Consider the following 19,817-nt stretch of genomic DNA (forward strand, 5'->3'; position numbering starts at 1 on the left):
GGGCCAGGTGCCTGGCCAGTGCGTGGGGGACGTCGAGGATGGCAGGATGGGGGATCACAGGGAGTCTTTCCTGGACGGGGTCTTCGCAAATCCAGTCCTACCGGAAGGCTCCCTGTGCCATGCCCGCGGGACCTGACCAGCACAGACCTCACTGAGATCACCTCACTTGTCAAGACGCCGTACGGCTCGGGTGGTCTTCCGAACAATGCGGCGGCATCTTGACAAGCGCGCTTAGGCTTCGCCAGGCCAAACGGAGACGAGGGACGCGGGAGCAGTGCTGTGGGCTCGCTGCGCTCGCTCCACAGCCCGCTGCGCGGTGACGGTTGAAAAACCACGAGCAAAAGCGAAAGAAAAAGCGCAAGCAAAAGCGAAAAGCGAAAGCCCAAAACCCTAGGGTCGCACCGACTCCCAGGGCACGGTGACCTCACCCAAGCGCCACCGCTTCCGGTCGTCCAGCACCGGCCACCTCGTCGACAGCAGTCGCACCGACTCCACCCACCGGGCCCTGGGCCCGAACGGTGCGAACGGGGCCGCCGTCGCCCAGCAGGCGTCCAGTTCCGCCAGCAGGGCGTGGACCCGTTCGCCCGGCACGTTGCGGTGGATCAGCGCCTTCGGCAACCGTTCCGCCAGATCCCCCGGCGTGTCCAGGTCCGCAGGCAGGCACGACAAGGTGAACGTCTGCGGCCCTTCCGCGGTCAGCGACACCCACGTGCAGCGCCTGCCCACCTCGTCGCAGGTGCCCTCCACGAGCACCCCGCCCGGCGCGAGCCTTCCCAGCATGGTTCCCCACGCCTCGACCGCCTGCTCCTCCGTGTACTGCCGCAGCACGTTGAACGCACGCAGCAGCACCGGCCTCGCGCCCGCCAGCTCGAAACCGCCCCGCCGGAAGTCCAGCCCCGGCGGGTCCGCCACGGCCTTGCCCGCTTCCACGCGCTCGGCGTCCAGCTCCAGGCCCAGCACCCGGACGTCCGGGCACACCGCGCGCAGCCTCGCGGCCATCTCCACGGTGGTGATCGGCGTCGACCCGTACCCCAGGTCCACCACCAGCGGCGCCCCGGTGAGCAGGTCGCGGTGGGCCGACACGACCCACCTGTCCACCCGGCGCAGGCGGTTCGGGTTGGTGGTGCCGCGCGTGGGCAGGCCCATCGCCCGCGCGCGGCCTGCGGCTAGCCTCGGCGCGCGAGCCACTGGGACGTGAACTCCGTCTCCTTGTCGAGCAGCTTCGCGACCTGCTCGACGACCATCTCCTCGACCTTCCCGCCCACCAGCGGGATCTTCACCTTCACCTGTCCGGTGAGGGTGATCGTGGACCCGCCACCGGGCTTGTCGGCCACCGTCATGGTGCCGTCCAGCTCTCCGGGGACCCCGGCGATGTCCACCCTGGACGTGCAGGTGCGGCCCGCCTCGGTCCACGACTCGGCGCGCTTGATGACCAGGTCACCGCCCAGGACCTTGCTCGCGATGGGCGGCAGGTCGGCCGAGCTGACGCCCTGGCGGAGCTCGTAGGCGACGCCGGTGGCGGTCACCGCGTGGCTGAGCAGGGCGCCTCCCGAGCCGCCGAGCACCTCCAGGCGGGCGCGCAGGTACGACTCGTCGACCAGCGCCGCGTACACGTCGGCGGCGGGCCAAGTCGTCTCGGTCAGGTGCTCGATGCGGCGTGCCATGTCGCGGAGGCTACCGTTTACCCCTGTGACCACCCCGCTGTCGTCCAGTGCCCAGGAGCGCGGTCGCGTGCCGCTCGCCGAGTGCACCACACTGCGGCTCGGTGGCCCGCCCGCGCGTTTCCTGCGCGCCACCACCGCCGCCGAGCTCGTCGACGCCGTCCGCGCCGCGGACGCTACCGGCGACCCCGTGCTCCTGCTCGGCGGGGGATCGAACCTGGTCGTCGCGGACGCCGGTTTCGCGGGCACCGCGATCCAGGTGGGCACCGCCGGTCGCCGCGTCGACCCGCTCGGCGACGGGCTCGTCCAGTTCACCGTGGAAGCGGGCGAGGACTGGGACTCGGTCGTCGCCGACGCCGTCTCGCAGGGCCTCGGCGGGCTGGAGTGCCTGTCCGGCATCCCCGGCCAGGTCGGCGCGACCCCGGTGCAGAACGTCGGCGCGTACGGCGTCGAGGTGTCGCAGGTGCTGACCTCGGTCGACCTGCTGGACCGGGCCACCGGCCGGGTCAACCAGGTGCCCGCCGAGGCGCTGGGCCTGGCCTACCGGACCTCCGTCCTGAAGGGAACCGACCGCGCCGTCGTGCTGCGGGCCCGGTTCGCGCTCACCTCCGGCGGCCAGTCCGCCCCGATCCGCTACGGCGAGCTGGCCCGCGTCCTCGGCGTCGAGCAGGGCGACCGGGTGCCCGCCGACGCCGCCCGCAAGGCGGTGCTGGAGCTGCGCAGGGGCAAGGGCATGGTGCTCGACGCCGCCGACCACGACACGTGGAGCGCGGGCTCGTTCTTCACCAACCCGCTGCTCGACGAGACCACCCTCGGCGGGGTGCTGATCCGCATCGCCGAGCGGCTCGGCGACGAGGTGCCCGTGCCGACCTACCCGGCCACCCCCGGCCACCGCAAGCTGTCCGCCGCCTGGCTGATCGAGCGCGCCGGCTTCACCAAGGGCCACCGGGGTCCCGGCGGGCGGGTCGCGCTGTCCACCAAGCACACCCTGGCCCTGACCAACCGGGGCGGCGCGGCCACCGAGGACCTGCTCGACCTCGCCAGGGAGGTCAGGGACGGGGTGCGCGGCGCGTTCGGCGTGGAGCTGCACCCGGAACCGGTCATGGTGGGCTGTTCGCTCTAACCCCGGCGACGCGCGGGTTGACCTCGGGTGACCGGGGGTACGCCTGGTGGTTGCCGGGGGTGGAACCGTTGCCCGGCAAGGGGTTCCGCTCGCCTCCACGTGGTGAAGGCCGAATGGGTGACTCCGTGTGACGAATCCTCACCCAGCGCGTTTCATGGTGGTAGGAGCGTTACACGGAGGTCGTCATGGACCATCCGGACTACGGGAGGGCGGCGGTCAGGCCGCTCAAGAGGCTGGTCGAGGACGACTTCCTGCGCAGGCCCGGTGTGGTCGGTGTGGACATCGGGGAGAAGGTCGTCGGCGGCGAGCCGACTGGGCGGCTGGCGATCGTCGTCTACGTCCGCGAGAAGGGCGCCGCGGGACGCCACACCATCCCGCCCGACGTGCTCGGCGTCCCCACGGACGTCGTGCAGGACACGTTCGCGCCGCACCACACGCTGGCCTCGCCGCAGGGCGGGAGCGGGGCCGAGCGGCACGGCCGCGTGCTCGGCGGCATCGGCGTCGGGCCCAGCCGCTCGGTGCGGTTCGTGCCGCCCGACGTGCCCAGGGCGGACGACTACCTCGTCGCGGGCACCCTCGGCGCGCTGGTGCGGGCGAGGGGAACCCACCGGCCCATGGCGCTGACCGCGTTCCACGTGGCCTGCGTGGACGACGCGTGGGAGGTCGGCGACCCGATGGTGCACCCGTCCAGGGTGGACGGGGGCCACCCGGTGCGCGACCGGATCGCCACGCTCGCCCGCGCCGCCCTGTCCAGCCGGGTCGACGCGGCGGCGCTGCTGCTGCACGCCAGGCACACCTCGCCCGAGGTGGTCGGCCTCGGCCCGGTGCTCGGCGCGGCGGACGCCCGCGTCGGCTCACCGGTGCGCAAGCGCGGGCGCACCACCGGGATCACCGCCGGGGTGGTCGCGTCCACCGACGCGGTCATCCGGCTCGACTACGGCGCGGGCATCGGCGTGCGGACCCTGCACGACCAGATCCGGGTGGAGACGCCGGGGTTCGGCGACCACGGCGACTCCGGCGCGGTGCTGCTCGACGAGGAGAACCACGTGGTCGGGCTCTACTGCGCGGGCAGCCCGCACCGGTCGTTCGCCAACCCGGTCGGGCCGGTGCTGGACCAGCTCGACGTCTACCTGCTCACACCCGGTGGGCTCGGCTCGCGGACGCTTGGGCGCGGGGCTTGAGCACGATGGTGTCCAGGTTGACGTGCGAGGGCCTGGTCACCGCGAACGCGATGGTGTCGGCGACGTCGTCGGCGGTCAGCGGGGTCAGGCCCCGGTAGACGGCGGCGGCGCGCTCGGCGTCCCCGTCGAACCGGTTGACCGAGAAGTCGGTCTCGACCATGCCCGGCAGGACCTCGGTGACCCGGACCGGCTCGCCCAGCAGCTCGCCGCGCAGCGTGCGGTGCATCGCGGACTGGGCGTGCTTGGCCGAGGTGTAGCCGGAGCCGTTGTCGTAGGCCTCGAACGCGGCGATCGAGGTCACCGTGACGACGTGCCCGTCGCCGGAGGCGATCAGCTTGGGCAGCAGCGCCTTGGTGACCCGGAGCGTGCCGAGCACGTTGGTCTCCCACATCCAGCGCCACTGCTCCTCGTCGGCCTCGGCGACGCTGCTCAGACCGCGGGCGCCGCCCGCGTTGTTGACCAGGACGCGGACCTCGGGCACGGCCTCGACCAGGGCCGCGACGGACGCGGCGTCGGTCACGTCGAGCTCGATCGCCGTGCCGTTCACCTGAGCCGCGATATTCTGGATCAGTTCCAGGCGGCGAGCGCCGAGCACGACGTGGAAGCCCTCGGCGGCCAGCCTGCGCGCGGTGGCTTCGCCGATTCCCGCGCTGGCTCCGGTGACTACTGCGGTAGGACGGTTCACACCGCGATCCTAGGTCGATCCTCGGGTGGGGCCCGGTCTGTGGCGCAGGTCACCTGCACTTGCCGGGGTGCTGGGACGTCCTTGTCGGTGGGAGGTCGGAAACGTGCGAAAGAAGTTGGCCGCGCTGCTCGTGGGCGGCGCGCTGCTGGTCGGGTGCTCGTCGAACGTGGAGCAGGGGAGCCCGTCGCCGGTCGGTGGGGACAACCCGCCGGTCGCGAAGCTCACCGCGAACCCCGCCGACGGGACGAAGGACGTGCCGGTGAACTCGCCGGTCAAGGTCGAGGTGCAGGACGGGGCGATCGACCAGGTCGCCGTGACCAACCCGGAGGGCCAGGCGGTCCAGGGCGCGCTCGCCGAGGACAAGAGGAGCTGGGCCAGCACCGAGCCGCTGGGCTTCGGCAAGCAGTACAGCTACTCGGGGAAGGCCACCGGGTCGGACGGCAAGCCGGTCGAGCTGAAGGGCTCGTTCACCACGCTCACCCCGGCCAGCCAGGTCCGCGCCACGCTGTTCCCCGGTGACGACCAGGTCATGGGCGTCGCGGTGCCGATCAAGGTCGAGTTCGACGTGGACGTGCAGGACAAGGCGACCGTCGAGAAGGCGCTGACCGTCACCAACAGCGCGAACGTGCAGGGCGGCTGGGCCTGGCTGAACGCCCGCGAGGTGCACTACCGGCCGGAGAACTACTGGCCCGCGAACACGAAGATCCGCGTCGAGGCGAAGCTGTACGGCGTGGCCTACGGCGGCGGCGCGTACGGGCGGGCCGACGTGACCAGCGACTTCACCATCGGCCGCAACCAGGTCGTGAAGATCGACACCCCGTCGCACCAGCTCGTGGTGCAGCGCGACGGGCAGACCGTGAAGAGCTACCCGGCGTCGTTCGGCAAGGACGACGAGCCTGACCTGAACACGCCGAACGGCACGTTCGTGGTCATGCAGAAGGACCCGCAGTTCAGCTTCGACAACCCGCGCTACGGCTACACCAACGTGCTGAAGAAGTGGGCCGTGCGGTTCTCGAACCACGGCGAGTTCATCCACGAGAACAACGACAACCTGGCCAACATCGGCAAGAACAACACCTCGCACGGCTGCGCGAACCTGTCCGAGGCCGACGCCAAGGACTACTACGACTCGGCGCTGGTCGGCGACCCGGTGGAGGTCACCGGGGCCAGCCACACGCTGCCCCCGCAGTTCGACTGGTACGACTGGCAGATCCCGTGGTCGCAGTGGCAGACCATGTCGGCCCTGTGATCCAGGCCCGGTGAGGCCGACCGGCTGAGCCGACCGCACGAGACCTTCCGAGGAGGGCCCCGCTCGCACCCGCGAGCGGGGCCCTCCGGGTTTTCGGGGCGCACCTGTGACGGTGCGCACGAACCGGGAAGTTGAGAGTCCTTCAAGACGTTGGTCATGGCCGTGGAGACATCTGTCCTCGGTCGGGAGCCAGCAGCGAACCCGGTCGCGTCCGTCGCGGAGGTGGTCCGGTGAAGCGGGTCGCGGTGCTGTCGGTGCACACGTCGCCGCTGGAGCAGCCGGGGACCGGCGACGCGGGCGGCATGAACGTCTACGTGGTGCAGACCGCCACCGCGATGGCCAGGCGCGGCGTCGAGGTGGAGATCTTCACCAGGGCCACCTCGTCCGAGCTGCCCCCGGTCGCGGAGCTGGCGCCGGGCGTGAAGGTGCGGCACGTGGTCGCCGGGCCGTTCTCCGGGCTGGAGAAGGAGGAGCTGCCGGGCCAGCTGTGCGCGTTCACCGCGGGCGTGCTGCGCGCCGAGGCCCGCCACGAGCCGGGCCACTACGACGTCGTCCACTCGCACTACTGGCTGTCCGGGCAGGTCGGCTGGCTGGCGCGGGAGCGCTGGGGCGTGCCGCTGGTGCACACCGCGCACACCCTGGCCAAGGTGAAGAACCTGGCGCTGGCCGAGTCCGACGCGCCCGAGCCGAGGATGCGGGTCATCGGCGAGGAGCAGGTCGTCGCCGAGGCCGACCGGCTGATCGCCAACACCGACGTGGAGGCCGACCAGCTCACCGGGCTGTACGCGGCCGACCCGGCCAAGGTGCTGGTCGTGCCGCCCGGCGTGGATCTCGACCGGTTCACCCCCGGCGACCGGGGCGAGGCCAGGCGCTCGCTGGGCCTGCCGCCCGACGCGCTCGTGCTCGCGTTCGTCGGGCGCATCCAGCCGCTGAAGGCGCCGGACGTGCTCGTGCGCGCCACCGCCGCCCTGCTGGAGCGCGACCCCGGACTGCGGTCGCGGCTCGTGGTGCTGGTCGTCGGCGGGCCGTCCGGGTCCGGGATGCGGACCCCCGACGAGCTGGTCGGGCTGGCGCGCGCGCTCGGCGTGGCCGACGTGGTGCGGTTCCTGCCGCCGCAGGGCGGTGGCTCGCTCGCCCAGGTGTACCGGGCGGCCGACGCGGTCGCCGTGCCCAGCCACAACGAGTCGTTCGGGCTGGTGGCGCTGGAGGCCCAGGCGTGCGGGACGCCCGTGGTGGCCGCCGCCGTCGGCGGGCTGCCGGTGGCCGTGCGCGACGGGGTGACCGGGCTGCTGGTGGCCGGGCACCGCACCCCGGACTGGGCGGACGCGCTGTCCCGGCTCGTGCTCGCGCCGGGGCTGCGGGCGGAGCTGGCGGGCAACGCGGTCGGCCATGCGCGAGGGTTCTCCTGGGACCGCACGACCGAATCGCTGCTCGCGGCGTACGAGCAGGCGCGTGACGTGTTCCGGGAGGAGGTCTACGCGTGAGCCCGACCGATGCCGAGCTGGACGCGGTCATCAGGTCCGCACTGGACGACCGGGGTCTCGCCCACGAGAGCCCCGAGCCGGGGCGGTTCTTCGTGGAGCTGCCGGGGACGAAGAAGCTGCGCACCAACTGCTGGCTGGTCGTGGGGCGGCACGCGGTGCTGGTCGAGGCGTTCGTGTGCCGCAGGCCCGACGAGTCCTTCGAGGAGGTCTACCGGTTCCTGCTGCGGCGCAACGCCCGGCTGTACGGGGTGCACTACACGCTCGACGGCGAGGGCGACGTCTACCTGGTCGGGCGGATCGGGCGGCACGCGGTGACGCCGGACGAGCTGGACCGGGTGCTCGGGCAGGTGCTGGAGGCGGCGGACGGCGACTTCAACCCGCTGCTGGAGCTCGGGTTCGCCTCGGCGATCCGGCGGGAGTGGGCGTGGCGGGTCTCGCGGGGCGAGCCGCTGGCCAACCTGAGCGCGTTCCGGCACCTCGTGTCCGACTCGTGATCCGCTAGCGGCAACGCCGGGCCCACCCCGCACCGTCCCACCGGCAGCGTTCGAGGGAGGGGTCGCGGTGAGACGTGTCGTGGTGGTGGGCGTGGTGGCGCTGGGTCTGCTGGTCGGGTGCTCCGGGGGCGGGACGCCGTCGACGGCGCCCGCGATGGTGGCGCCGGACGAGGGCGGCGCGCGGGGGATCGCGCCCCAGCGGGACCCGGCCCGGCAGGACCCGGCCCAGCGGGACCCGGCCCGGCAGGACCCGGCCCGGCAGGACTCGGCCGGGAGCGGGCAGCAGGTCCCCGGACAGCCCGAGCAGCCGGGGGAGGTGCTGTCCGGGCGGGACCTGGTGCGCACGGCCGACGTGGACCTGGTGTCCGGCGACGTCGACGGCGTGGTGGCGCGGGTGGGGGCCGCCGCCGAGGAGCGCGGCGGGTTCGTCGCCAGCGAGAGCTCCAGCGGCAGCAGGGGCACGGCGGTGGTCCGGGTGCCTGGGGAGCGGTTCGAGGACTTCCTGGGGGCGCTGGGCGGGCTGGACGGGGTCTCGGTGGAGCGGCGCGAGGTGCGCACCGAGGACGTCACCGAGCAGGTCGTGGACGTCCAGGCGCGGTTGGCCACCCAGCGGGCGTCCGTGGAGCGGGTCAGGGCGCTGCTGGACCGGGCGGCCACCACCGCCGAGATCGCGCAGATCGAGGGCGAGCTGACCCGGCGGCAGGCCGACCTGGAGTCGCTGCAGGGGCGGCTGGAGTCGTTGAAGGGGCGCGTCGCGCTGTCCACGGTGACCGTGGTGGTGCGGGCGGAGGCGGGGAAGGCCGCCCCGGACGGGCCGCCGGGGTTCCTGGACGCGCTGCGCGGGGGTTGGGACGCGCTGGTCGTGGCGCTGGCGTTCGTGCTGGCCGCGCTGGGGGCCTCGCTGCCGTTCCTGGTCGTGCTCGCGATCCCGGTGACCGCGCTGGTGGTCCTGCGGCGGCGTCGGCGGGCCGGGCGCGGGTCCGGGCGGGCGCTCGGCGGCGGGGTGGCGGGCGGTGCGGTCGGCGGTGCGGCTGGCGGCGCGGCCGGGGGTGATCCCGAAGCCGGTTCCGGGCCTGGTGGGACCGCTCTTCCCGAAGATCGGGAAGAACCGGCGGCCGAACAGGGCGCGGTACGACCGAAAGAGTGAGCATTCACCGGATCGCCGCTACTGCGGGTGAGTGATCGACGGGGAGCGCGGGGCGGCTTGGAGGTGAGGGGGAGTCAGTATCTCAAGCCGCCCCGCGTCGATCCCGCTGCGTGCGGACGAGGACTGGGGGGAGTCCGATCAGTCCGAGCGGGCCCGCGGTTCGACGGGGGGAGTGCGCACCGCGGGGTGTCTCAGGCGGGTCGTTGGAGTGCGTGGGAGCCGACCCGCTTGAGCCCTGCCAACTTGGCAGATCGGCGGCGATCATTACAAGGCTTTCCTTTACTCCATTCGAGTGTTATTAGCCGAGGTAAGTAACGGCTTGATCGCTACTCCCCGTGTCTTGACCCGGTCGTGTGGCTTGGATCACGATGGCGGTCGACGCCACCGAGCGAATGAGGCACCGCCCATGGTCTTCCGCAGTCCGCACCCCGACGTCGTGGTCCCGGACCTCCCGCTGCACCGCTTCCTGTTCGAGGACCTGGGCGACCGCGCCGACCGCGTCGCGCTGGTGGACGGCGCGTCCGGCGCCGAGACCAGCTACGCCGCGCTCGCCGCCTCGATCGAGCGGTTCGCCGCGGGGCTCGCCGCGCGCGGCGTCGGACGGGGCGACGTCGTGGGCCTGATCAGCCCGAACACCCCCGCCTACGCCACCGCGTTCCACGGCGTGCTGCGCGCCGGGGCCGCCGTCACCACGGTCAACGCGCTCTACACGGCCGACGAGATCGCCCACCAGCTCACCGACGCGGGCGCGAAGCTGCTGCTCACCGTCTCCCCGCTGCTGCCGCAGTCGATCGCCGCCGCGGCGCGGGCCGGGGTCGCCGACGTCGTCGTGCTCGACGGGGCCGAGGGGCACGAGAGCGCGGCCGACCTGCTGGCGTGCGCGGACCCGGCGCCCGAGGACCTGGCCGGTCCCGACGACCTGGCCGTGCTGCCGTACTCGTCGGGCACCACCGGCCGGGCCAAGGGCGTCATGCTCACCCACCGGAACCTGGTCGCCAACATCGTCCAGTGCGAGATCGGGCTCGGCGTCGGGCCGGACACCCGCGTGCTCGCGGTGCTGCCGTTCTTCCACATCTACGGGATGAACGTGCTGATGAACATGTCCCTCGCGGTCGGCGCGCGGGTCGTGACGATGGCGAGGTTCGACCTGCCGGAGTTCCTGCGGGTCATCGCCGAGCACCGCACCGACCGGGTCTACATCGCGCCGCCGATCGCGGTGGCGCTGGCCAAGCACCCGCTGGTGGACCGGTACGACCTGTCCGCCCTGGACGCCCTGTTCTCCGGCGCGGCCCCGCTGGACGCCGAGCTGGCCGAGTCGGTGGCGCGCAGGCTGGGCTGCCGGGTGATGCAGGGCTACGGCATGACGGAGATGAGCCCGGTCAGCCACGCCATCCCGGCCGGGGCGGTGGACGTGCCCGTCGGTTCCGTCGGGCCGCCGGTGGCGAACCTGGAGTGCAGGCTGGTCGACCCGGCCACCGGCGAGGACACCACCGGGCGCGGCGAGCTGCTGTGCCGGGGCCCGAACGTGATGAAGGGCTACCTGAACAACCCGGACGCGACCGCGGCCACCCTCGACGAGGACGGCTGGCTGCACACCGGCGACGTGGCGGAGGTCGACGAGGCCGGGAACTTCTGGATCGTCGACCGGGTCAAGGAGCTGATCAAGTACAAGGGCTACCAGGTGCCGCCCGCCGAGCTGGAGGCCCTGCTGCTGACCCACCCGGCCATCGCGGACGCGGCGGTCGTCGGCGCGCGCGACGCGGACGGCGAGGAGATCCCGAAGGCGTTCGTGGTGCGCCAGCCGGGCGCGGACCTGGACGAGGCCGGGGTGGTGTCCTACGTGGCCGAGCGCGTCGCGCCGCACAAGAAGGTGCGGGCGGTGGAGTTCATCGACGCGGTGCCGAAGTCGGCGTCCGGGAAGATCCTGCGCAAGGACCTGCGGGCGCGCGAGCGGGCGTGACGGCGGCGCGGGGCCGCGCGTCGCGAGCGGCCCCGCACCTCCCGTGTGACTTAGCTCTCCCGAACGGGTCCGTCCGGTCGGGACGGTCGGCGCGGCCCCCTCCGGCGCTCGCCCGGCAGTCCCGACCGCGACCGCGCGTGCGCCCCCGCTCGCCCGATTTCCCCTGCGGCGCCTGCGTTCCGCGCCCGGACGGCCGCGCTCCGCCACCGCGCGCCACCGGCCCCACGCCTCCTCGATCGGTTCAGACCCGCCCCGGCGCGCGCCCGTCACCCATCTGGCAGGCTGGCGCCATGGCTGTCGGAACCCTGGTGCTGCTCCGCCACGGCGAGAGCGTCTGGAACGCGGAGAACCTGTTCACCGGCTGGGTGGACGTCGCCCTGTCGGAGAAGGGCGTTCAGGAGGCGAAGCGCGGGGGCACCCTGCTGCGCGACGCCGGTCTCCTGCCCGAGGTGGTGCACACCTCGCTGCTGCGCCGCGCGATCGCCACGGCGAACCTCGCGCTCGACGCCGCCGACCGGCACTGGATCCCGGTGCGCCGGGACTGGCGCCTGAACGAGCGGCACTACGGCGCGCTGCAGGGCAAGAACAAGAAGCAGACGCTGGAGGAGTTCGGCGAGGAGCAGTTCATGCTCTGGCGCCGCTCCTACGACACCCCGCCGCCGCCCATCACGCCCGGCACCGAGTTCAGCCAGGACGCCGACCCGCGCTACGCGGACCTCGGTCCCGACCTGCCGCCGACCGAGTGCCTGCTCGACGTCGTGAAGCGGATGATCCCGTACTGGGAGACCGAGATCGTGCCCGACCTGCGCGCGGGCAAGACCGTCCTGGTCGCCGCCCACGGCAACTCGCTGCGCGCCCTCGTCAAGCACCTCGACGGCGTCTCCGACGAGGCCATCGCGGGCCTGAACATCCCCACGGGCATCCCGCTGCGCTACGACCTGGACGAGGACCTGAAGCCGACCAACCCCGGCGGCACCTACCTCGACCCGGACGCCGCGGCCGACGCCATCAAGGCCGTCGCCAACCAGGGGCGCTGACCCCCGACACGAGCTGGTCCAGCCCCGGTTCAGCGCTGATATCAGCGCTGAACCGGGGCTGCTCCACATCCGGAGCCGCACCCGCGCCCGCCACCGGTCACAACAACCCCAGCTCGCGGGCCCGCACCCCGGCCTGGAACCGCGACGACGCCCCCAGCGCCGCCATCAGGTCCGCCACCCGCCGCCGGTAGGTGCGCACCGACATCCCCAGCTCCCGCGCCGCCGCGTCGTCCGTCCACCCCCGGTTCAGCGCGTCCGCCACCCCCGGCGCGACCGCCCGCAGCTCCGCCATCGCCCCCGCGTGCTCGGACAGCTCCTCACCGGACTCCCAGGCCGCCTCGAACAGCGACCTGATCCCGCTCAGCAGCTGCGGCTCGCTGACCACCGTGTACCCGCGCGGCCCCCGCGACCGGTCACCGGCCAGGATCGCCACCCGGTCGTCCAGCAGGATCGTCTCGTTCACCTCGTGCCGGGACAGCCGCACCCGCGCGCCCGCCGACAGCACCGCCTCGACGTGCCCGGCCCACGCCGGGTCGAGCAGCGCGCCCAGCCGGAACAGCTTGCGCACGCCGGTCTTCGGCCGCTGCCGCGACATCACCCCGCCCCGGTGCGCCGCCACCCACGTGACCAGCTCGTTCGCCGCGCACGACATGGTCTCCGCCGACGCGAACAGGTGCGCCGTCCGGTCGTACAGCTCCGCCTCGCCGTGCACCACCGCGATACCGCTCACCCCACCGAGGATGGCAGGAAGCTGCCACCGGATGACAGCCGCCGCCACCGGGAGGCAGGCTTTCCGGCCATGGACATGCTCAAGCTCAACCGGGTCGGCTACGGGGCCATGCAGCTCGCGGGCCCCGGCGTCTACGGGCCGCCCGCCGACCCCGACGCCGCCGTCGCCGTGCTCCGCCGCGCCGTGGAACTGGGGATCGACCACGTCGACACCAGCGACTTCTACGGCCCGCACGTGGTCAACGAGCTGATCAGGAAGGCCCTGCACCCGTACCCGGAGCACCTGGTGCTGGTCACCAAGGTCGGCTACGTGCGCAACGAGGCCAAGGACTGGGTGCCCGCGCACGGCTCCGACCAGCTCCGCGAGGCCGTGCACAGCAACCTGCGCACCCTCGGCGTCGACCGGATCGACGTGGTGAACCTGCGCGTCGGCGGCCCGCACGGCCCCGAGGACCGCGACGTCGAGCGCGAGTTCACCGTGCTCGCCGAGCTGCGCGAGCAGGGCCTCATCGGCGAGCTCGGCGTCAGCAACGCCACCCGGTCCCAGCTGGACCAGGCCCGCTCGATCGCGCCCGTGGTGTGCGTGCAGAACATGTACAACATCGCTCAGCGCGAGGACGACGCCCTGCTCGACCACACCACCGCCGAGGGCATCGCGTACGTCCCGTTCTTCCCCCTCGGAGGCTTCTCCCCGCTCCAGCACGAGGCTCTGGCGGCGGTCGCGGAGCGCCACGGCGCGACCGACCGGCAGGTCGCCCTCGCCTGGCTGCTGCACCGCGCGCCGAACGTGCTGCTGATCCCCGGCACGTCGTCCGTGCGTCACCTGGAGGAGAACACGGCGGCCGGCCAGTTGCGGCTGTCCGAACAGGACATGGCCGACTTGGACACGACTGGGTGAACTAGGGCTATCGCACGGGCGAACTTGGACCCTGAACGGTGTCGTGGGCATCACGAACCGCGCACGCGCACTAGGCCGAACCCCTGTAGGGCTGCTTACGATGCGGGTGTGAGCGCAGCGGGTTACTTCGCCCTGGCGATCGGCGTTCTGCTGATCGGTGGTGCGGCGTTCTTCCTCGGACGTGCTTCGGCGCGCGGGAAGGACAGCCGCCCCTCCGGGCTAACCGTGGCGGACCTCATGGCGATGGTCGTCCGCTCCTCGCACGACGGCATCGTCGTGCTCAACGGCTTCGGCGACGTGGTGCTGCACAACCAGCGGGCCGAGGACCTCGGCGTGGTGCGCAACAACCGCGTCGACGACCGGGCGCGGACCGCCGCCGAGCGCACCCGCGCCACGGGTGAGCCCGTCGCCGTGGACCTGTCGCCCCTGGAGGTCAGGGGGCGCCAGCCGGAGGCCGTGCACGCCAGGGTCATGGTCCTGACCGACGAGTTCGTCGTCGTGGACGCCTCCGACGAGTCCGAGTCGGTCCGCCTGGAGGCCACCCGCCGGGACTTCGTCGCGAACGTCAGCCACGAGCTCAAGACCCCGGTGGGCGCGCTCGCGCTGCTCGCCGAGGCCGTGCTCGACGCCGCGGACGACCGGGAGGAGGTCCGCCGGTTCAGCGCGAAGATCATGCAGGAGGCCACCCGGCTGGGCGCCCTGGTCACCGAGCTGATCGCCCTCTCCCGGCTGCAGGGCGCCGAGAAGCTGCCCGAGCTGAGCGACGTGGACGTGGACGTGGTCGTCTCCGAGGCGCTCAGCCGCACCCGGCTGTCCGCCGAGTCCGCGGGCATCAAGGTCGGCACCGACGACGCGAGCGGCCTGTCCGTCGAGGGCGACCGCACCCTCCTGGTGACCGCGCTGAGCAACCTGCTGGAGAACGCCATCGCGTACTCCCCGCCGGGCAGCCCCGTCTCGGTCAGCCGCAGGCTCGTCGACGGCTGCGTCGAGATCGCCGTCACCGACCGGGGCATCGGCATCGCCGAGGACCAGCAGACCCGCGTGTTCGAGCGCTTCTACCGGGTCGACCGGGCGCGCTCGCGCGCCACCGGCGGCACCGGCCTCGGGCTGGCCATCGTGAAGCACGTGGCCAACAACCACGGCGGCGAGGTGAAGCTGTGGAGCCGCCCCGGCACCGGCTCGACCTTCACGCTGCGCGTCCCGGCCGACCGCACGGCCCAGAACGACGTTCCCGACCGGGAACCGGCCGCGCGCGCCACCACCGGCGCGGGCAACCACGGAGGAGAGCTGTGACCAGGGTGCTCATCGTGGAGGACGAGGAGTCCTTCGCCGATCCGCTCGCCTTCCTGCTCCGCAAGGAGGGCTTCACCGCCGCGCTGGCCGCCACCGGCCCCGAGGCGCTGGAGGAGTTCGACCGCAACGGCGCCGACATCGTCCTGCTCGACCTGATGCTCCCCGGCATGAGCGGCACCGACGTCTGCAAGCAGCTGCGGCAGCGCTCGGCCGTCCCGGTGATCATGGTCACGGCCAGGGACAGCGAGATCGACAAGGTGGTCGGGCTCGAGCTGGGCGCCGACGACTACGTCACCAAGCCCTACTCCGCGCGCGAGCTGATCGCCCGCATCCGCGCCGTGCTGCGCCGGGGCGGCGAGTCCGAGGAGCTGTTGCCGCAGGTCCTGGAGGCGGGGCCGGTCCGGATGGACGTCGAGCGGCACGTCGTGACTGTCAACGGTGAAGAAGTCGCGCTGCCCCTCAAGGAGTTCGACCTGCTGGAGTACCTCCTGCGCAACGTGGGCCGGGTGCTCACGCGCGGTCAGCTCATCGACCGGGTGTGGGGCGCGGACTACGTCGGTGATACGAAGACGCTGGACGTGCACGTCAAGCGGCTCAGGTCCAAGGTCGAGCCCGACCCGGCCGCACCCCGTCACCTGGTTACCGTGCGAGGTCTGGGCTACAAGTTCGAGTCCTGATCCACCCGACCGGGTACGGTGCTCCGCGTGCGCCTCGGGGTGCTTGACGTCGGTTCCAACACGGTCCACCTGTTGGTGGTGGACGCGCATCGTGGTGCCCACCCAACGCCTGCCCGGTCCGAGAAGTCCGTTCTCCGGCTGGCAGAGCAGCTCGACGGGCGGGGCGACCTCAGCCGAGCGGGCGCGGACCACCTGGTCCGCGCCGTCGCGGCGGCCAAGGCCTCGGCGGAGCGGCTCGGCTGCGCCGAGCTGATGGCGTTCGCCACCTCCGCCGTGCGTGAGGCGGGCAACTCCGCCGCCGTGCTGGAGCGGGTGCGCGAGGAGACCGGCGTCGAGCTCGAGGTCCTCTCGGGCCAGGACGAGGCGCGGTGCACCTTCCTGGCGGTCCGCCGCTGGTACGGCTGGTCGGCGGGCCGACTGCTGTGCCTCGACATCGGCGGCGGGTCGCTGGAGCTGGCGGCGGGGATGGACGAGGAGCCCGAGACGGCCCTGTCCGTCCCGCTGGGCGCGGGCAGGCTGACCCGCACCCGGTTCCGCAAGGACCCGCCGGGCAGGACCGAGATCCACGAGACCGCCGAGTGGCTGGACGGGCAGCTGGCCCCGGTCGCGGCGGAGCTGCTGGCGGGCGGGCGGCCCGACCGGGCCGTCGCCACCTCGAAGACGTTCCGCACGCTGGCGCGCCTCACCGGGGCCGCGCCGTCGTCGGCCGGTCCGCGCGCGCGCCGCGTGCTGACCGCCGCGGGCCTGCGGCAGCTCGTCGCGTTCATCTCGCGGATGTCGTCGCACGACCTCGCCGAGCTGGAGGGGGTGAGCCCGTCGCGAGCGCACCAGCTCGTGGCGGGTGCGCTGGTGGCCGAGGCCGCTATGCGGGCCCTTTCACTCGGTGAGCTGGAGATCTGCCCGTGGGCGCTGAGGGAGGGTGTCATCCTGCGCCGACTGGACCAGACTGGTGGTCCGGAGCAGGACACCTCCGAGGCGCCCACCAAGCGGTCGGGTGAGACTGGACGGACTGGCCGCCACGGGGCACGGTGGAGTTGATGAGTCGAGAGAGCGAGTCGGAGCAGACCACGCGCACGGTCGCGGAGCTGCTGGCCCAGTACGGCGGCAAGGCGGGAGACGACGCCAAGCCCCGGAGGAGGCGCCGCCGCGCGGAGGAAGACGCCTCGGAGACGACGGGGCCGCAGGCGATAATCGACCGCGTCTCCACGGACAGCGGTCGCATGGCGCCGGTGCGCGAGGAGGAGGTCCAGGAGACCCCGCCGCCCGCGCCGCAGCGCCCGACCCCTGGGCTGCCGCAGCGACCGCCGAGGCGCCAGCCGCAGCCGCCCCCGGTCGAGGAGCACGCCCCCTACCAGGAGGAGCGCGGCTACCAGGACGACCCGCGCGGCGGCTACGACGAGCGCGCCGGGTACGACGACCGGGCCGGTTACGACGAGCGCGGCGGGTACGACGAGCGCACCAGCTACCAGCCGCCGGTCGCGCCGCCGGTGGCCCCCCCACCGCCGCCGCCCCCGGTGGCTCCGCCGCCGCCGGTGCGGCGCGGTCCCGCCGTCGACCCGGCCGAGGAGACCCGCGTGGTCCCCCCGATCGTCGACGACGAGCCCCCGCCGCCGCCCCCCATGCCCGCGTCCCGGCGCGCCCGCAAGCAGGCGCAGGCCGAGGCGCAGCGGGTGGCCGAGCGCACCGCGCTGGAGCGCCCCGTCGCCGACCGGCTCGGCGGCGCGCCCGCCGCGTCGGCCGAGGCGACCCAGCTGGACATGCACGGCGTCGACGTGCCCGAGCGGCCCGTCGACCGGCTCAACCCGGCGGTCAGGCCCCCCGCTCCGGGGCGACCGGGCGCGCCGCCGCGCGAGGCGGTCACCGAGATCCTGCCGAGGGTGCCGGACCAGCTCGTCCCGAACGTGCCGCTGGAGTCGATGCCGACCGAGTCGGTGCTGATCGTGCCGCCCGCGCCGACGCGGATGCCCGAGCCGCTGCCCGACCAGACCTCCGAGGACTGGTTCGGCGACGCGCTCGACTCGGACACCCCGCCCGGCGCCCCCAAGCCCCCGCAGGGCGACCGGGACGCGCAGGTCCAGCAGGGCACCGAGTTCCACGAGTTCGTGGACGAGGACGAGGCCCTCGCCGAGCCGGAGGACGAGCCCGAGCGGAAGAGGGGCAAGAAGGACAAGGCCCGCAAGGCCGCGTCCGACGGCCCCGCGGGCCTGTCCGACGTGGACGAGCTGGACGAGGACGAGACCCCGCGCTCGCCCGCCAAGGAGTGGCTGGTCATGATCGGCCAGCTCGCCGTCGGCGTGGTCGGCGGCGCGGCGCTGTGGCTCGGCTTCAGCTTCCTGTGGCGCACCCTCGCGCCCGCCGCGCTGGTCGTCGCGCTGGCCGTCACGGTCGGCCTGGTGCTGCTGGTGCGCCGCATCCGCCGCGCCGACGACCTGGGCACCACGATCCTCGCGGTCCTGGTCGGCCTGATCGTCACCGTGTCGCCCGCGGCGATGCTGCTGGTGAAGTCTTGAGCGGGGAGGTCCCGGTCCGGAAGATCCCGGTCGGGCTCTCCACCGCCTCGGTGTGGCCCCAGCCCGCCGCCTCGGCCTTCGAGTCGGCGGCCGAGCTGGGCTACGACGGCGTCGAGGTCATGGTGTGGGCCGACCCGGTCAGCCAGGACGTGGCCGCGCTCGGCAGGCTGGTCGAGCGCAGCGGCGTCCCCGTGCTGGCCGTGCACGCCCCGTGCCTGCTGATCAGCCAGCGGGTCTGGTCGTCCGACCCGGTGGAGCGGCTGCGGCGCAGCGTGCGCGCGGCGGCCGAGCTGGGCGCGCCGACCGTGGTGCTGCACCCGCCGTTCATCTGGCAGCGCCGCTACGCCGAGGTGTTCCCGGCGCTGGTCGCCGAGCTGGAGGACCAGAGCGGCATCGCGATCGCCGTGGAGAACATGTTCCCGGTGCGCAGCGGCCTCGGCCGGGGCCGGTCGGTGGCGATGACGGCGTTCAAGCCCTCGATCGACCCGACCGACGTCGGCCACCGGCACTACACGCTCGACCTGTCCCACACGGCCGCCGCGCAGATGGACGCGCTGGAGCTGGCCAAGCGGATGGGTGACGGGCTCACCCACGTGCACCTGGCGGACGGCAGCGGGGCGTCCAAGGACGAGCACATGGTGCCCGGCCGGGGCAACCAGCCGTGCGCGCAGCTGTGCGAGGGCCTGGCCAGGGGCGGGTTCACCGGGCAGGTGGTGCTGGAGGTGAACACCCGCAAGGCCCGCAGCACCGCCGAGCGCACCGAGATGCTGAACGAGGCGCTCCTCTTCGCGCGCCTGCACCTGGAGTGGCGCTAACCTCTTGATCGTGAAACCGCCCCGCGCGCTGCTCCCGTCCGCCGCGCGCAGGTTCGCGGCCGGTCAGACCGGCTCCGACGCCGTCGCCACCGCCACCACCCTGGTCGACCTGGGCTTCCGGGTGACCCTGGAGCACTGCGCGGGCCCCTCGGCCGACCGGGAGTCCGCCGAGTCCGCCGTCCAGGCCGACCTCGAGCTGCTCGACCTGCTGCACGCCACCGGCCTGGCCTGCGACACCGACGTGACCGTGCCGCTCTCCGCCGTCGGACTGCTCGTGGACGAGCGCCTCGCCCTGGACAACGCCTCCCGGCTCGCCGCCGCGGCGGCCCAGTGCGGCACCACCGTCACCCTGGAGGCCGACGACCACGTGGACGTCGACGCCCTCCTGCGCGTGCTCGGCGAGGTCCGCCGCGAGTGGCCGGGCACCGCCGTCGCCCTGCGGGCCGCGCTGCTGCGCACCGAGGACGACTGCGCGGCGCTCGCGGGCAGCCGGGTCCGCCTGGACCGGGGCGGCCCGCGCGAGCCCGGCTCGGTGGCCCGCACCGACCCGCACGCCGCTGACCTGGCCTACGTCCGCTGCCTCAACCTCCTGCTGGAGGCGGACGGCAACCCGGTCTTCGCCACGCACGACCCGAGGCTGCTGGAGATCGCGGGCGAGCGCGCCCGCTGGTTCGGCCGGGACCCCGGCGAGTACGAGCTGCAACTGCCGCTGGGCGTGCGCACGGCGGAGCGCGACCGGCTGGCGGCGGCGGGCGACGTGGTGCGCGTGCGCGCCCCGTACGGCCCCGCCTGGCCCGACCGCCTTGACCGGCTGGTCGAGCGCCCAGCCGACGTCGCGCTCCTGCTGCGCGGCCTGGTCGGCCGCGCGTGAGCC

The 19,817-nt window shown here is 73.5% G+C and carries 19 protein-coding genes; 15 read left to right on the top strand and 4 right to left on the bottom strand.

Translation table 11 applies throughout. The annotated features are described in order from the left end of the window. Window positions 1-390: 390 nt before the first annotated feature. Together LV78_RS15375 and LV78_RS15380 are read right to left on the bottom strand one after the other, a co-directional pair. Window positions 391-1,146 carry a class I SAM-dependent methyltransferase gene (locus LV78_RS15375; RefSeq protein ID WP_253846269.1) on the bottom strand — a complete coding sequence of 252 codons (756 nt, stop codon included), beginning with the start codon at window positions 1,144-1,146 and terminating at the stop codon, window positions 391-393. A gap of 20 nt (window positions 1,147-1,166) precedes the next feature. Beyond that, window positions 1,167-1,664, bottom strand: a complete 498-nt coding sequence (locus LV78_RS15380) for a DUF2505 domain-containing protein (protein ID WP_253845964.1) — start codon at window positions 1,662-1,664, stop codon at window positions 1,167-1,169. Here LV78_RS15380 and LV78_RS15385 point away from each other — a divergent pair. Together LV78_RS15385 and LV78_RS15390 are read left to right on the top strand one after the other, a co-directional pair. Beyond that, window positions 1,663-2,784, top strand: a complete 1,122-nt coding sequence (locus LV78_RS15385; RefSeq protein ID WP_372494907.1) for a UDP-N-acetylmuramate dehydrogenase — start codon at window positions 1,663-1,665, stop codon at window positions 2,782-2,784. The genes LV78_RS15380 and LV78_RS15385 overlap by 2 nt on opposite strands. A 185-nt stretch (window positions 2,785-2,969) precedes the next feature. Then, complete coding sequence (locus tag LV78_RS15390; protein ID WP_253845966.1) at window positions 2,970-3,965, top strand: chymotrypsin family serine protease; 996 nt, start codon at window positions 2,970-2,972, stop codon at window positions 3,963-3,965. On the opposite strand, the gene LV78_RS15395 is transcribed toward LV78_RS15390, so the two are convergent. After that, window positions 3,919-4,650 (bottom strand): SDR family NAD(P)-dependent oxidoreductase, encoded by a 732-nt coding sequence (locus LV78_RS15395; protein WP_253845967.1) that lies wholly within the window; start codon window positions 4,648-4,650, stop codon window positions 3,919-3,921. The two genes, LV78_RS15390 and LV78_RS15395, sit on opposite strands and share 47 nt — an antisense overlap. Before the next feature lie 103 nt (window positions 4,651-4,753). Between LV78_RS15395 and LV78_RS15400 the strand changes: the two genes are divergently transcribed. From LV78_RS15400 to LV78_RS15425, 6 genes are all read left to right on the top strand, one after another. Next, window positions 4,754-5,899 (top strand): L,D-transpeptidase, encoded by a 1,146-nt coding sequence (locus LV78_RS15400; protein WP_253845968.1) that lies wholly within the window; start codon window positions 4,754-4,756, stop codon window positions 5,897-5,899. Between the two features lie 230 nt (window positions 5,900-6,129). Beyond that, window positions 6,130-7,383, top strand: a complete 1,254-nt coding sequence (gene mshA / locus LV78_RS15405; RefSeq protein ID WP_253845969.1) for a D-inositol-3-phosphate glycosyltransferase — start codon at window positions 6,130-6,132, stop codon at window positions 7,381-7,383. After that, entirely contained in the window at window positions 7,380-7,877 is a 498-nt protein-coding gene (locus LV78_RS15410; protein ID WP_253845970.1) for a type III secretion system chaperone family protein, read from the top strand. The genes mshA and LV78_RS15410 overlap by 4 nt, the downstream gene beginning before the upstream one ends. A gap of 67 nt (window positions 7,878-7,944) precedes the next feature. Then, window positions 7,945-9,024 carry a DUF4349 domain-containing protein gene (locus tag LV78_RS15415; protein ID WP_253845971.1) on the top strand — a complete coding sequence of 360 codons (1,080 nt, stop codon included), beginning with the start codon at window positions 7,945-7,947 and terminating at the stop codon, window positions 9,022-9,024. 406 nt (window positions 9,025-9,430) lie between these two features. Continuing rightward, on the top strand, window positions 9,431-10,984 hold the full coding sequence (locus LV78_RS15420; RefSeq protein ID WP_253845972.1) for an AMP-binding protein: 1,554 nt from the start codon (window positions 9,431-9,433) through the stop codon (window positions 10,982-10,984). Between the two features lie 290 nt (window positions 10,985-11,274). Continuing rightward, window positions 11,275-12,021: a phosphoglyceromutase gene (locus LV78_RS15425; RefSeq protein WP_253845973.1), complete on the top strand. Its 747-nt coding sequence runs from the start codon at window positions 11,275-11,277 to the stop codon at window positions 12,019-12,021. Between the two features lie 97 nt (window positions 12,022-12,118). Here LV78_RS15425 and LV78_RS15430 read toward each other — a convergent pair whose 3' ends face one another. Continuing rightward, window positions 12,119-12,751 carry a DNA-binding response regulator gene (locus LV78_RS15430; RefSeq protein ID WP_253845974.1) on the bottom strand — a complete coding sequence of 211 codons (633 nt, stop codon included), beginning with the start codon at window positions 12,749-12,751 and terminating at the stop codon, window positions 12,119-12,121. 69 nt (window positions 12,752-12,820) lie between these two features. On the opposite strand from LV78_RS15430, the gene LV78_RS15435 reads away from it, so the two are divergent. From LV78_RS15435 to LV78_RS15465, 7 genes are all read left to right on the top strand, one after another. Further along, entirely contained in the window at window positions 12,821-13,648 is an 828-nt protein-coding gene (locus LV78_RS15435; protein WP_253845975.1) for an oxidoreductase, read from the top strand. A 108-nt stretch (window positions 13,649-13,756) separates the two neighbouring features. Further along, complete coding sequence (locus tag LV78_RS15440) at window positions 13,757-14,941, top strand: sensor histidine kinase (protein ID WP_253845976.1); 1,185 nt, start codon at window positions 13,757-13,759, stop codon at window positions 14,939-14,941. Beyond that, a complete protein-coding gene (locus tag LV78_RS15445; RefSeq protein ID WP_096497240.1) occupies window positions 14,938-15,618 on the top strand; it encodes a response regulator in 681 nt (226 codons plus the stop codon). Before LV78_RS15440 ends, LV78_RS15445 begins: the two co-directional genes overlap by 4 nt. A gap of 27 nt (window positions 15,619-15,645) precedes the next feature. Continuing rightward, complete coding sequence (locus LV78_RS15450; RefSeq protein ID WP_253845977.1) at window positions 15,646-16,656, top strand: Ppx/GppA family phosphatase; 1,011 nt, start codon at window positions 15,646-15,648, stop codon at window positions 16,654-16,656. Further along, complete coding sequence (locus LV78_RS15455) at window positions 16,656-18,128, top strand: Rv0497 family membrane protein (protein WP_253845978.1); 1,473 nt, start codon at window positions 16,656-16,658, stop codon at window positions 18,126-18,128. The genes LV78_RS15450 and LV78_RS15455 overlap by 1 nt, the downstream gene beginning before the upstream one ends. Beyond that, window positions 18,125-18,943 carry a sugar phosphate isomerase/epimerase family protein gene (locus LV78_RS15460; RefSeq protein WP_253845979.1) on the top strand — a complete coding sequence of 273 codons (819 nt, stop codon included), beginning with the start codon at window positions 18,125-18,127 and terminating at the stop codon, window positions 18,941-18,943. Before LV78_RS15455 ends, LV78_RS15460 begins: the two co-directional genes overlap by 4 nt. A gap of 10 nt (window positions 18,944-18,953) precedes the next feature. Next, window positions 18,954-19,814 carry a proline dehydrogenase family protein gene (locus LV78_RS15465; RefSeq protein WP_253845980.1) on the top strand — a complete coding sequence of 287 codons (861 nt, stop codon included), beginning with the start codon at window positions 18,954-18,956 and terminating at the stop codon, window positions 19,812-19,814. Window positions 19,815-19,817: the final 3 nt, after the last annotated feature.

The organism is Actinosynnema pretiosum (assembly GCF_024171695.1).
Lineage (GTDB): Bacteria > Actinomycetota > Actinomycetes > Mycobacteriales > Pseudonocardiaceae > Actinosynnema > Actinosynnema pretiosum.

Coding starts and splice junctions, on each gene's coding strand:
- LV78_RS15420 (WP_253845972.1), top strand. CDS start 9,431: ATGGTCTTCCGCAGTCCGCACCCCGACGTCGTGGTCCCGGACCTCCCG.
- LV78_RS15390 (WP_253845966.1), top strand. CDS start 2,970: ATGGACCATCCGGACTACGGGAGGGCGGCGGTCAGGCCGCTCAAGAGG.
- LV78_RS15375 (WP_253846269.1), bottom strand. CDS start 1,146: ATGGGCCTGCCCACGCGCGGCACCACCAACCCGAACCGCCTGCGCCGG.
- LV78_RS15455 (WP_253845978.1), top strand. CDS start 16,656: ATGAGTCGAGAGAGCGAGTCGGAGCAGACCACGCGCACGGTCGCGGAG.
- LV78_RS15385 (WP_372494907.1), top strand. CDS start 1,663: ATGTCGCGGAGGCTACCGTTTACCCCTGTGACCACCCCGCTGTCGTCC.
- LV78_RS15435 (WP_253845975.1), top strand. CDS start 12,821: ATGGACATGCTCAAGCTCAACCGGGTCGGCTACGGGGCCATGCAGCTC.
- LV78_RS15380 (WP_253845964.1), bottom strand. CDS start 1,664: ATGGCACGCCGCATCGAGCACCTGACCGAGACGACTTGGCCCGCCGCC.
- LV78_RS15425 (WP_253845973.1), top strand. CDS start 11,275: ATGGCTGTCGGAACCCTGGTGCTGCTCCGCCACGGCGAGAGCGTCTGG.